The 12430-nt window shown below is 34.9% G+C and carries 12 protein-coding genes; 9 read left to right on the top strand and 3 right to left on the bottom strand.

Translation table 11 applies throughout. The features are described 5' to 3' along the window. Positions 1-106 precede the first annotated feature (106 nt). The 4 genes from NYE52_RS14040 (at position 107) to NYE52_RS14025 (ending at position 3064) form a co-directional block, all read left to right on the top strand. Complete coding sequence (locus tag NYE52_RS14040) at positions 107-892, top strand: transporter substrate-binding domain-containing protein (protein WP_341193640.1); 786 nt, start codon at positions 107-109, stop codon at positions 890-892. A 119-nt stretch (positions 893-1011) separates the two neighbouring features. Next, positions 1012-1671: an amino acid ABC transporter permease gene (locus NYE52_RS14035; RefSeq protein ID WP_341193639.1), complete on the top strand. Its 660-nt coding sequence runs from the start codon at positions 1012-1014 to the stop codon at positions 1669-1671. Beyond that, complete coding sequence (locus NYE52_RS14030) at positions 1664-2386, top strand: amino acid ABC transporter ATP-binding protein (RefSeq protein ID WP_341193638.1); 723 nt, start codon at positions 1664-1666, stop codon at positions 2384-2386. Before NYE52_RS14035 ends, NYE52_RS14030 begins: the two co-directional genes overlap by 8 nt. 171 nt (positions 2387-2557) lie before the next feature. After that, on the top strand, positions 2558-3064 hold the full coding sequence (locus NYE52_RS14025) for a L,D-transpeptidase (RefSeq protein ID WP_341193637.1): 507 nt from the start codon (positions 2558-2560) through the stop codon (positions 3062-3064). Between the two features lie 59 nt (positions 3065-3123). Here the strand turns inward: NYE52_RS14025 and prli42 are convergent, their stop codons facing one another. Then, positions 3124-3225, bottom strand: coding sequence for a stressosome-associated protein Prli42 (gene prli42 / locus NYE52_RS14020; RefSeq protein ID WP_152679997.1), 102 nt, complete (start codon positions 3223-3225; stop codon positions 3124-3126). Between the two features lie 202 nt (positions 3226-3427). On the opposite strand from prli42, the gene NYE52_RS14015 reads away from it, so the two are divergent. The 4 genes from NYE52_RS14015 (at position 3428) to gndA (ending at position 8072) form a co-directional block, all read left to right on the top strand. Then, on the top strand, positions 3428-4549 hold the full coding sequence (locus NYE52_RS14015; protein ID WP_341193636.1) for a tripeptidase T: 1122 nt from the start codon (positions 3428-3430) through the stop codon (positions 4547-4549). A gap of 154 nt (positions 4550-4703) precedes the next feature. Continuing rightward, positions 4704-5171 carry a chemotaxis protein CheW gene (locus NYE52_RS14010; RefSeq protein WP_341193635.1) on the top strand — a complete coding sequence of 156 codons (468 nt, stop codon included), beginning with the start codon at positions 4704-4706 and terminating at the stop codon, positions 5169-5171. An 80-nt stretch (positions 5172-5251) separates the two neighbouring features. After that, on the top strand, positions 5252-6517 hold the full coding sequence (locus NYE52_RS14005) for a DNA polymerase IV (RefSeq protein ID WP_341193634.1): 1266 nt from the start codon (positions 5252-5254) through the stop codon (positions 6515-6517). 142 nt (positions 6518-6659) lie between these two features. Then, a complete protein-coding gene (gene gndA / locus NYE52_RS14000) occupies positions 6660-8072 on the top strand; it encodes an NADP-dependent phosphogluconate dehydrogenase (protein WP_341193633.1) in 1413 nt (470 codons plus the stop codon). A gap of 308 nt (positions 8073-8380) precedes the next feature. Here gndA and NYE52_RS13995 read toward each other — a convergent pair whose 3' ends face one another. After that, on the bottom strand, positions 8381-9490 hold the full coding sequence (locus tag NYE52_RS13995; RefSeq protein WP_341193632.1) for a metallophosphoesterase: 1110 nt from the start codon (positions 9488-9490) through the stop codon (positions 8381-8383). Between the two features lie 100 nt (positions 9491-9590). Then, entirely contained in the window at positions 9591-11063 is a 1473-nt protein-coding gene (gene zwf / locus NYE52_RS13990; protein ID WP_341195195.1) for a glucose-6-phosphate dehydrogenase, read from the bottom strand. 417 nt (positions 11064-11480) lie between these two features. On the opposite strand from zwf, the gene rnz reads away from it, so the two are divergent. Next, complete coding sequence (rnz, locus tag NYE52_RS13985) at positions 11481-12395, top strand: ribonuclease Z (RefSeq protein ID WP_341193631.1); 915 nt, start codon at positions 11481-11483, stop codon at positions 12393-12395. The last annotated feature ends 35 nt before the right edge of the window (positions 12396-12430 follow it).

Here is a 12430-nt window from a genome sequence, read left to right as displayed (position 1 = left end):
ATATTGTTGCATGAATATAAATAAAAAGTTCATCTTATAATTTATGTCAAACAAGCAATATTAATAGAGATAAGAAGATAAGAAAGTATAGGGGGATAATAATAATATGAAAAAATTATTAGCATTAATGCTGTTGTCTATAGTGTTTATTTTAGGCGCATGTGGTACTTCTACTGATGAAAATGGTTCAAATAGTGAAAGTGGATCTTCTGATAAAAAGGTTCTTACAATGGGAACTTCTGCAGATTATGCACCATTTGAATATATCGATACAGCAAAAAGTGATGACATTATCGGTTTTGATATTGACTTAGCAAATGCATTAGGAGAAAAGCTTGGCTATGATATCCAAGTAAAAGATATGGACTTTAGTGGGTTAATTTCTGCTTTACAATCTGGAAAAGTAGATTTAGTTTTATCTGGTATGTCTCCAACACCAGATAGAGCGGAAAACGTTGATTTTAGTGATGTATATTACACGTCAAAAGATTTAGTAATTACAACAAAAGATAGTAATATTGAAAGTGTACAAGATCTTGAAGGGAAAAAAGTTGGTGTACAATTAGGTTCTATTCAAGAAGATGCAGCAAAGGAAATAGCTAAAACTGTAAAGGTTACTGTGGAAAACCGTGACCGTATTCCACAATTAATTCAAGAAATTAAAGCTGGGCGATTTGATGCAGCAATTATTGAAGATGTAGTTGCTACTGGCTATTTAAATAAAGAAGATACTTTAACATCTTTCCCTGCGAAAGAGGCTAATCAGGACGCTGGTTCTGCTATTGCTTTTCCAAAAGGTAGTGACTTAACAGAAAAATTCAATGCTGAATTAAAGAAAATGAAAGACAGCGGAGAAATTGACGAGCTAGTTGTAAAATGGTTTGATAACTAATAGGTTTAAAGCGGGGGAACAGTTTAGGGCAAACATTGCCCTAAACGTTTTCTTGTTTATTAGCAATAAAAAATGGATAATGAAGCACCCCGTTTTTTTATGAAAGGATTGAGTTATTAATGGGCTTAGATTTCCAACAGTTTATTCCCTCCCTTCCTTATTTACTGAAGGGAATAACAGTGACACTACAGATTGTCGTTGTTGCAGGAATTATTGGTTTTATTTTAGGGATTATACTTTCAATTTTTAAACTAAGTAAGATTCCAGTGTTAAGCTGGATTGCTGCTATTTATACATCTGTATTCAGAGGGACACCTCTTGTTCTGCAATTAATGATCATCTATTTTGGTGTGCCGCAATTAACGGGGATTCAAATAGAACCAGCTGTTGCAGCAATTCTTTCCTTTGGATTAAATTCAGCTGCTTATATTTCTGAAATTATTCGCGCTGGAATTTTAGCGGTTGATCGTGGTCAAAAAGAGGCTGCTATGGCACTAGGTGTTTCACCTAGACTTGCAATGTTTGATTTGATTTTGCCACAGGCTTTGAAAAATATTTTCCCAGCGTTAATCAACGAAGCAGTTTCCTTAACGAAAGAGTCAGCAGTTGTTACTGTAATTGGTGTAACAGATATTATGCGTAGAGCCTATATTATGGGTGGAGAAAAATATGCATACTTGGAGCCAATGATTCTTGCAGGTCTAATCTACTATGTACTTGTTATGATATTAACAACATTGGCAAAGGCTGTTGAAAGGAGAATGAGAAGAAGTGATTAATGTTGAAAATTTGCATAAATCCTATGGCTCCCTTCAAGTTTTAAAAGGGATTAATACACAGGTAGAAAAAGGGGAAGTTGTGACCATTATTGGTCCATCTGGTTCAGGGAAATCTACTTTTCTTCGCTGTATTAACTTGCTTGAAGTGCCTACAGAAGGAAAAGTAATCATTGATGGCACCGATATTACGGATAAAAATACAAACATAAAAAAAATTAGAGAAAACGTTGGGATGGTATTTCAGCATTTTCATCTTTTTCCACATAAGACTGTATTGCAAAATGTTACGTATGCACCAATAAAGGTAAAGGGTCTAAGCAAAAGTGAAGCCGAAAAAATGGGCAAAGAGCTTTTGACTAAAGTTGGACTTTCTGATAAGGCGAATGTATATCCGAGTCGATTATCTGGCGGTCAAAAGCAAAGGGTCGCAATTGCTCGTGCCCTTGCAATGAATCCAGAAGTAATCCTATTTGATGAGCCAACATCAGCTTTGGATCCTGAAATGGTAAAAGAAGTGCTTGAAGTAATGAAATCACTTGCTAATACTGGAATTACTATGCTTATAGTTACACATGAAATGGGCTTCGCTAGAGAAGCGGCAAACAGAGTTCTTTTCCTAGATGGTGGAGTTGTAGTAGAAGATGCCCCACCAGCAGAGTTTTTTACCAATCCTAAAACAGAACGTGCAAAAGAGTTTTTGGAGAAAATGCTTTAACAAAAAGATTTCTTTATCTTCGGATAAAGGAATCTTTTTGTTTTAATGCAGATAAAAACATCCTGTTTAAGTATTCTGTATAAAAAGAGAATGTATCTAAGTTGATTATGCTGTTTTTGTATAAAGGATAAAGATCCACACAAACTAAGAAAAAAAAGTGAGTGTGACTGTATGTTAAAGCTAGCTCTTTCTATTTTCCTAACGATCTCACCTATATGGCCATTAGGGCAAAATCCATTGCCAGGAGATCCTTTTATCATTATTAATAAAAAATCGAATCAATTATCCATAATAGATGAAAATCGAGTACAAACAACGATTAGTGTATCGACTGGAAAAAAAGAAAACTTAACCCCAGAAGGTCTATTTACAATTACAGTTAAAGCAGCAAATCCATATTATCGGAAAAAAAATATAGTTGGAGGTCATGACGAAAATCCCCTTGGAACGCGGTGGATTGGTTTTGATGCAAATAATACAGATGGGAGAATCTATGGTATTCATGGAACCAATAATCCAGGGTCTATTGGAAATTATGTGTCTAATGGCTGTGTCCGTATGCATAATGAGGCGGTAGAATCGATTTATGAATTGATTCCATTAGGAACCAAAGTGCTTATCACAAAGTCAGATAAAAGCTTTAAGGAATTAGCTAGAGACTACGGAGCAATACATTAAAAGCAAAAAGCGAAGAAGGCTAAAACCTCTTCGCTTCCATATTATAAATATTCTTCGCCTTAAAATAACATCCCAATGCCGATTAATAGGGTAGATGCAAGCATAACAAAGATCATTAAATATACAACAATCTTTTGTAATCTATTTTTCTTTTTCTTCATAGAGTCCTCCAATTTCTTAGCCATTCTTATTATCTATTTTACTAAGAATAGAAGAATGGTACAACTATAAACATATGGAATATGGACTAGAGAATCCATTCTTTTTAAGAAAAGACATGGAATGTACATCCTGTGATTTTCATTTGATGTTCTTTTTTTATAAGCGTATACTAATAATGTCACAAATTTTTGGAGGAAAAAAATGATTAATCAAGAGCGTTTATTAAAACAGTTTTTAGAACTAGTACAAATTGATTCAGAAACAAAGTTCGAAAAAGAAATCAGTATTGTATTAAAGAAGAAATTTGAAGAGTTAGGATTGGAAGTAATAGAGGATGATACAACCGCTATTACAGGTCATGGTGCTGGTAATTTGATCTGTACGCTTCCTGCCACAAAGGATAACGTCGATCCAATTTACTTTACCTCTCATATGGATACAGTTGTACCAGGTGTTGGAGTAAAACCGTCAATTAAAGATGGATACATAGTAACAGATGGCACGACAATACTTGGTGCAGATGATAAAACTGGACTATCTGTTATGCTTGAAATCCTTTCCGTGATAAAGGAAAATAATATCCCTCATGGAACAATCCAATTTATCATAACAGTAGGGGAAGAATCAGGATTATTGGGAGCTAAAGCTCTTGATCCGAAGTTAATCCAAGCAAAATACGGTTATGCACTAGATAGTGATGGAAAAGTAGGAAATATCGTGGTTGCTGCACCAACGCAAGCAAAAGTAAAAGCAACGATCTTAGGAAAAACAGCTCATGCAGGAGTGGCACCTGAAAAAGGAGTTTCTGCTATTACCATTGCTTCTAAAGCAATTGCAAAAATGCCTTTAGGTCGTATAGATAAAGAGACGACAGCTAATATTGGTAGTTTCGCAGGTGGTAAACAGACAAATATTGTTTGTGACCATGTAGATATTCTTGCAGAAGCACGCTCATTAGTAGAAGATAAAATGCTTGCACAAGTGGCGAAAATGAAAGAAGCATTTGAATCGGCAGCTAGTGAAATGGGCGGAAAGGCCATCGTAGAAGTGGATGTTATGTATCCTGGATTTAAATTTGGTGATGGGGACCATGTTGTGGAAGTAGCAAAAAAGGCAGCTGCAAAAATCGGTAGAAGCTGTGAATTGCAACAAAGTGGTGGCGGTAGTGATGCTAACGTCATTTGCGGATTTGGAATCCCAACCGTTAACCTAGCTGTAGGGTATGAAGACATTCATACAACAAATGAAAAAATGCCAATCGAAGAATTAAATAAGTTGGCTGAGATGGTACTTGCTATTATTGAAGAAGTAACAGGTAAATAAAACATACTTAAGTCAGGTGCTTCCTTATTAGGGAGCACCTTTTATATTTAAATCAAAACAAATGTTTCTATTTTACTTGCAATTATTTAGAAAACAGAGGAAAATATTTTTATAGGAAAATACTACTGTATATACTGATTATGGGGGAATATAGATGAAAGAGAATAAGGGTGTTATTTTTAAAGTTGCAAACGGAGAATATTCAATAGATGTATCATATGTAATTTCTATTGAAAAAGAAGAACATATTACGCCTGTTCCTCAATTGCCATCCTTTGTGAAGGGGATAAGAAAAGTAAGAGACGAGCTTATTCCGGTAATTGATTTACAAATGGTTCTGTATAATAAAAAAACAGAAGAAAATATAAATAATAAATTAATTGTTGCTCGAACTGAAAATATTTCATTTGCCATGATTGTAAGTGATGCAAAGGAAATCATTGATGTAAAAGAAGAAGTTATTAAAGAAGTGGGAATTTCTGCATATCAGAAAACAGAGTATATAACAGGCGTTCTTAATTTAGAAAATCGTTTGGTCTTTATGCTAGATCCTAATATTTTGTTAGAAACAATAGATGGGGTAAGAGAAATTAAAGACTTTATGAAGAATCAACCTGTATAAACGATTATTAACTATATAGAGAGAAATAGAAAATAAGATTTTAACTTTATCAACAAATGAAATAGAATGGTGAAGATAAAATGAAGGAATTTTATCCAAAAAAAGGACGAGTCATACTACACGTAGATATGAATAGTTTTTATGCATCTGTTGAAATGGCTTATGAACCACAGTTAAAAGGAAAGCCACTAGCAATCGCAGGGAATGAAAAAGAACGCAGAGGCATCATTGTAACTTGTAGTTATGAAGCAAGAAAATTTGGCGTAAAAACAACAATGCCTTTGTGGGAAGCCAAAAAAAAATGTCCAGATTTAATTGTGTTACCTCCCAATTTTGAGCGATATCGCATGGCATCTCTCGCAATGTTTCAAATCCTACATGAATTCTCAGATATTGTCGAGCCTGTTTCAATTGATGAAGGCTATGTGGATATTACTAACTGTCATGAGTTAGGAACACCAATATATATTGCAAAAACGATTCAAAAACGTATTTATGAACGTTTAGATTTACCATGTAGTATTGGAGTTGCACCAAATAAATTTCTAGCTAAAACGGCATCCGATTTAAAGAAGCCAATGGGAATAACGATCCTCAGAAAGCGCGATATACCAAATATACTTTGGCCGATGCAAGTAGAAGAAATGCATGGTATAGGAAAAAAAACAGGGGAAAAACTAAGAGCAATTGGCATCCAAACGATAAAAGATTTGGCTGCAGCCCAATCAATACCACTAAAAGGGGCTTTAGGCATAAATGGCATCCGTTTAAAGGAAAGAGCCAATGGAGAAGATAATCGTCCAGTCGATCCAGAAGCAGCAAATGAGTTTAAAAGTATCGGAAATTCAACAACTTTGCCCCGAGATGTAAAAAATCAACAGGAATTATTTCAAGTATTAGCGGCACTTGCGAATAAAGTGGCAACGCGGATGAAAAGAAAGCATGTACATGCAAATCATCTATCTATTACCATTCGCTATGGAAATCGTAAAAATTATTCAAAAAGCAAAAAATTAGCAAATCCGATTAGGACAGAGGAAGAGATTCTTCAATTTAGTAAAGAAATTTTCATTTCAGCATGGGACGGCAATCCAGTTCGCTTACTAGGAATAACCGCAGGAGATTTAATCGATAATAATATTGTAGTAAAACAACTTGATCTCTTTTCCTTTGAAAAAGATGCAGAGAAGGAACCATTATGGACGGCTATTGATAAGTTAAAAGAAAAATATGGTTCATCTATAATTGAACCGGCATCCGAGAGAAATAATATTTCAAAAAAAGAAGAAAATATCGGTACATTGACTAGTTTTAATAAAGATTTCTTGCAAGGAAAGAAATTTTAATTTGTTTATCTTTGATAAAAAAAATTTTTTGAAATAAACCAGAAAAGTAGTTGCATTTTAGTTGCATAACTTAAAAAATCTTGCTAAAGTTAAGTGAATTCTACTATCAGGATACATAGTTTAGAAGGGACGTTAGGAAAAAATGACAAAACAGCAATTTGGTGTAATCGGTTTAGCGGTTATGGGTAAAAACCTTGCGATGAACATCGAAAGCAGAGGGTATACTGTTTCCGTTTTCAATCGTTCAAAAGAAAAAACAGAAGAAATGCTTAAAGAATCAGAAGGCAAAAATATTGTTGGAACATATACATTAGAAGAATTTGTACAATCTTTAGAAGTTCCACGTAAAATCATGCTAATGGTTAAAGCTGGTCCAGCTACAGATGCAACAATCGAACAATTAAAACCTTTATTAGATAAAGGGGATATTGTAATTGATGGTGGTAACACATTCTTTAAAGATACACAGCGTCGTAATAAAGAGCTTAGTGAACTTGGTATTCACTTCATTGGTACTGGTGTTTCTGGTGGGGAAGAAGGCGCATTAAAAGGTCCTTCAATCATGCCAGGTGGACAAAAAGAAGCATATGAATTAGTTGCTCCTATTTTCAGAGATATCTCTGCAAAAGTGAATGACGAGCCATGTACAACTTATATCGGTCCAGATGGCGCTGGTCACTATGTAAAAATGGTTCACAACGGTATCGAATATGGAGATATGCAATTAATCTGTGAAGCGTATTTCATCATGAAGCATGTTCTAGGATTAGAAGCGCAAGAGCTTCATGAAGTATTTGCAGACTGGAATAAAGGGGAGCTTGATAGCTACCTGATCGAAATCACAGCAGATATTTTCACAAAAGTAGATGAGGAAACTGGTAAACCTTTAGTAGATCTAATTTTAGATACTGCTGGTCAAAAAGGAACTGGTAAATGGACAAGCCAAAGTGCTTTAGATTTAGGTGTTCCACTTCCAATGATCACTGAATCTGTATTTGCCCGTTTCATTTCTGCAATGAAAGATGAACGTGTAAAAGCAAGCAAAGTACTATCAGGTCCAGAAATTAAACCATTTACAGGCGATAAAGCAGCGTATATCGAATCTGTACGTAAAGCACTATATTTAAGTAAGATTGTTTCTTATGCACAAGGTTTTGCGCAAATGAGAGAAGCTTCTGAAGAATACGATTGGAACTTAAACTATGGCGAAATCGCTATGATTTTCCGTGGTGGGTGTATCATTCGTGCACAATTCTTACAAAAAATCAAAGATGCATATGACCGTGATCCAGAATTGAAAAACCTTCTGTTAGATCCATATTTCAGTGAAATCACTGAAAATTATCAAGCGGCATTACGTGAAGTAATCTCTGGTGCTGTATTAAATGGTATTCCTGTACCAAGCTTCGCAGCTGCATTAGCATACTTCGATAGCTACCGTACAGCTACACTACCAGCAAACTTATTACAAGCTCAACGTGATTACTTCGGTGCGCACACATACGAGCGCACAGATAAAGAAGGAATTTTCCATACAAACTGGATGGAAAAATAAGAATGGCTATAAAACACACTACAAGTTGATTGTGGTGTGTTTTTTTTGTTTGTTTGTCGTGAAATGAAAGCTGAGAGTAAGAAGAGGAGAGAGAGGAGAAAAAGGCGTTCATCAAGCTCCTTACTTCCAACTTCTAAAATCTTATCTTATATTTGCATGCAATTTAAAATTTTCCACACCCAAGTAAGTCTTCATTAAACCTAAATCATTAAAAAACTATGCAAAAAAATACACTACTATATGTACATAGCAGCGCAAAGTTTTTTCGATAAATAATACTATTTCACTAAAATAAGTGCGATTTTCTATTACTTAAAAGTTATTTCAATAGAAACAATTTCTGATCTACTACCTATTCTAATTGGTGGCCCCCAGAATCCGAAACCTGAGGAAACAATTGCATGGAGTTGTTTCTTTTTCTTATAGCCCCAATCTAATTCAAAGATTTTCTTTGTTATAAGATGATTAGGTGCCATTTGTCCTCTATGTGTATGACCGGAAAGGATGATATCAATTCCATCGTTCATGGCGGCTTCAAGCTCATCTGGCTGGTGATCCATCATGATAATCGGAAGGTGGTTACTCTCATTCTCTAGAAGTGTTGGAATGGAGTGTCTTGCTTTGTCTGTTTTATCTTTTCTGCCGATCAATCGAACGGTCTCATCAATGGTTATTTTTTCATCCATCAATATATGAATACCAATGCGGTTCATTTCTTTTATAAACGTAGGTATCATTTTTCCATAGTATTCGTGATTACCTAATACTCCATAAATACCTAGAGGCGCATGTAATTGTTTTAATTGTTCTCCCATCTTCTTTTTCATGAAAGGAAGGGGATCGTCATCAATGATGTCTCCTGGAAATAATATTAAATCTGGCTGTAGGCTGTTTATTTGCGTTACTAGCCGGTTTAAGTGACTTTTGCCTGATAAAGTACCAAAGTGCATATCAGACGCCATAGCGATGCGTAGCGTGTCTCTTTTGGCTTGTTTTTTCTCAACCATAAGTTCATATGTTCTTATAACAGGAGAGTAGGCATTATAAGTTCCAAAAATTAATAAAAACAGAAGTATGCCAGCAGTAATGCTACCTAGGATTACAGTGGCATTCTCAGGCTGAATAAACATAGTTAATAAAACCCAACTGATATTAGCTAATGGAAATAGGATTAAACCATATTCAAAAACAGCTAGCCAATAGGCACCGATTATTTTAAAAATCGTGATAGACTTAAGAAAGTGACTTATAATATATGCGTAGGAAAAAAGAATAATAGCCCCAATATAGAGAGCGGGGGGAGATGTCAGTTGTAATGATTTCAACCATACATAACCATTCCAACCTATGTACAAAACAAGTAAATTATATATAAGAAATACTAGCAAGATTGTTAAGGCGAATTTTATTTTTTTCATTAGTAGCTCCTATAATATTCAATTTTACAGATGATAAACAAAAAACGTGAATTCAAAAAAGGATTCACGTTTTTTTAAGGATTCTCTAAAACCGTTTTACTTAGCAAACATCTACTTCAAATTGATTAACTGGCCACCAGAAGAAACCATCTTTTTCTAATAATTCATCAGCCTCTTTTGGTCCCATTGTTCCAGAAGCGTAATTAGGGAATTGAGTAGAAGGCGTTTGTTCCCACGCTTGTGAAATTTTGTCTACATAACTCCAAGATAATGCTACTTCATCCCAATGGGTAAAGTTTGTTGCATCACCATGAAGGCTATCGTCAATTAATTTTTCATAAGCTTCTGGCGTATTTATTCCCGCCATGCCTGTATTTGCATAGCTTAGTTTAATTGGTGTTGCTTCCATGTTTTGTCCTGCTTTTTTAGCATTTAAATGCAAGGTAATTCCTTCTTCTGGTTGAATATGGATGACAAGAAGGTTTGGCGTGATTTCTTGGTCAGGACGATTATATAAATTCATTGGGATATCTTTAAATTGAACAACAATTTTTGTTGACTTACTTTCTAATCTCTTACCTGTTCGGATATAGAATGGAACGCCAGCCCAACGGAAGTTATCGATCATTACTTTACCAGCAACAAAAGTCTCTGTGTTGGAATTAGGATCAACCATTTGTTCTTCACGGTAGCTAGGTACCTCTAAATCCTCTACTAATCCCTTGCCGTATTGTCCTCTTACAAAGTATTTATCTACTTCATCCACTTCCATAGGACGCATCGCACGGAAAACTTTAACCTTTTCTGAACGAATTTCATCTGGAGTTAGTTTAATTGGCGGTTCCATCGCAAGGAGTGCAACCATCTGTAGCATATGGTTTTGAACCATATCACGAAGCGCGCCACTTGTTTCATAATATCTTCCTCGTTCTTCCACTCCAAGAACTTCACTTGATGTTACTTGAATATTGCTGATGTAACGGTTGTTCCACAAGTTTTCAAATATCGCATTAGAAAAACGAATGGTTTCGATATTTTGAACCATTGCTTTTCCTAAGTAATGATCAATTCGGTATACTTCATCTTCTGAAAAGGCAGTACGAATTTGCTCATTCAGTTCTTTAGCGGATTCTAAATCATGTCCAAATGGCTTTTCGATGATTAAACGTTTATATCCTTTTACATCTGTTAGCCCATCTTGATTTAGATGAATGGCAATTGGACCAAAGAACTCTGGTGCCATTGCTAAATAAAATACACGGTTGCCATTTAAGCTATATTTTACATCTAATTCGTCTGCAATGTTTTTCAGCTCCACATAAGAGCTGGAATCTGTAACATCATGAGAATGATAGCAGAAATAAGAAGCGAATGTCTCTAGGTCATCATTTTTTGAACTTGAAATGGCCTCAGAAACAGAGTTAACAACATTCTGTTTAAACTGTTCTTGTGTTAATATTCTTCTACCTACGCCTACAACGGCGAAATTTGCTAATTTACCTTTTTTATACAATCGATAAAGAGATGGGAAAAGCTTTCTATTGGCTAAATCTCCAGTAGCTCCGAAGATCATAATAAGTGCATTTGATGTTTGTTTTTCATTCACTTTCTTGTACCTCATTTCATTTATATATGTATGAAAATTTATAAATTGCTGCTTTACAATGGTACATAAATCTTAAATAAAACATGTACCTATACAGTTATAAAATTTTATCTTTTTCTGAAAGATAAGGCAACAAATTTGTTTATAATTTTTGCAAATATTTTTACTATTTGTATTTTTAGCAGAAATTTTTCATTCATTCATCATGATATTACAATATATTAGCAAAAGTTACTAGTTAAAAGATTTAGGAATTTGGATATTCCTACAGCTGTAAAGTATACTTAAGACATCTATTCTGATTTAGTATTTAATCATACGGTTTTATTTATACAGCAGGATTAGGAACACCAAAGAAAAATGAGAGGGGAGTAGCGCTTAAACATGAAATTGCAATTTTTAGGTACGGGAGCGGGTATTCCGGCAAAATCGAGAAATGTTACAGCTATTGCATTAAAGCTTTTAGAAGAAAAGGGAAGTATTTGGCTATTTGATTGTGGGGAAGCAACACAGCATCAAATTTTACATACAAATATAAAACCAAGAAGAATTGACAAAGTGTTTATTACCCATTTACATGGAGATCATCTATACGGATTGCCTGGTTTTCTTTCCAGTAGATCCTTTCAAGGGGGGGAAACACCACTGACGGTATATGGTCCCAAAGGAATTAGTGAGTATATACGGATAAGTCTTGCAGTTAGCAAGACATATTTAAAATATGAGCTACAAGTCGTGGAAATAGAAGAAGGGGTTATCTTTGAGGATCATGATTTTATGGTGGAAGCAAGAATCTTAGAGCATGGCGTAACAAGCTTTGGCTATCGTGTAATGGAAAAGGAGCGCCCAGGAAAATTAAATACAGAAAAATTGTTGGAATATGGGGTAAAGCCTGGTCCTATTTATAAAAAAATAAAAGAAGGGGAAGGTCTCACTCTTGATGATGGTACAGTCATAAGCAGTCAACTCTTCCTTGGACCAAATATTAAAGGAAGAGTTATTACTATTTTAGGGGATACAAGAACCTGTGATGCCGCAGGAGAATTAGCTAAAGATGCAAATGTATTGGTTCATGAAGCAACATTTTCTGAAAAAGAAGCTTCTATTGCCACCGAATATTATCATTCAACAACTGTACAGGCTGCTGAAACTGCGAAAAGAGCCTATGTAGATTGTCTTTTATTAACGCATATTAGTGCAAGATATGACCAGACGTTAACAGAGCAATTATTGCTGGAAGCTAGAGCGATTTTCCCCCATACATACATTGCAGAAGATTTTTCAGAGTTTGAGATTTAAATGCAAAAAGATGTTGTCAGCATAGGAGACAACAT

It is taken from the genome of Niallia sp. FSL W8-0635 (genome assembly GCF_038007965.1).
Classification (GTDB): domain Bacteria; phylum Bacillota; class Bacilli; order Bacillales; family Cytobacillaceae; genus Niallia.
Note: the sequence above shows the minus strand (reverse complement) of the source record. Positions and strands in the feature narration are given on the sequence as shown.

Excerpts from the sequence above, each read along its gene's own strand:
- NYE52_RS14025 (WP_341193637.1), top strand. The coding sequence starts at position 2,558 with ATGTTAAAGCTAGCTCTTTCTATTTTCCTAACGATCTCACCTATATGG.
- NYE52_RS14010 (WP_341193635.1), top strand. The coding sequence starts at position 4,704 with ATGAAAGAGAATAAGGGTGTTATTTTTAAAGTTGCAAACGGAGAATAT.
- NYE52_RS13995 (WP_341193632.1), bottom strand. The coding sequence starts at position 9,490 with ATGAAAAAAATAAAATTCGCCTTAACAATCTTGCTAGTATTTCTTATA.
- prli42 (WP_152679997.1), bottom strand. The coding sequence starts at position 3,225 with ATGAAGAAAAAGAAAAATAGATTACAAAAGATTGTTGTATATTTAATG.
- NYE52_RS14005 (WP_341193634.1), top strand. The coding sequence starts at position 5,252 with ATGAAGGAATTTTATCCAAAAAAAGGACGAGTCATACTACACGTAGAT.
- NYE52_RS14040 (WP_341193640.1), top strand. The coding sequence starts at position 107 with ATGAAAAAATTATTAGCATTAATGCTGTTGTCTATAGTGTTTATTTTA.
- NYE52_RS14015 (WP_341193636.1), top strand. The coding sequence starts at position 3,428 with ATGATTAATCAAGAGCGTTTATTAAAACAGTTTTTAGAACTAGTACAA.
- rnz (WP_341193631.1), top strand. The coding sequence starts at position 11,481 with ATGAAATTGCAATTTTTAGGTACGGGAGCGGGTATTCCGGCAAAATCG.
- zwf (WP_341195195.1), bottom strand. The coding sequence starts at position 11,063 with ATGATCTTCGGAGCTACTGGAGATTTAGCCAATAGAAAGCTTTTCCCA.
- NYE52_RS14035 (WP_341193639.1), top strand. The coding sequence starts at position 1,012 with ATGGGCTTAGATTTCCAACAGTTTATTCCCTCCCTTCCTTATTTACTG.
- gndA (WP_341193633.1), top strand. The coding sequence starts at position 6,660 with ATGACAAAACAGCAATTTGGTGTAATCGGTTTAGCGGTTATGGGTAAA.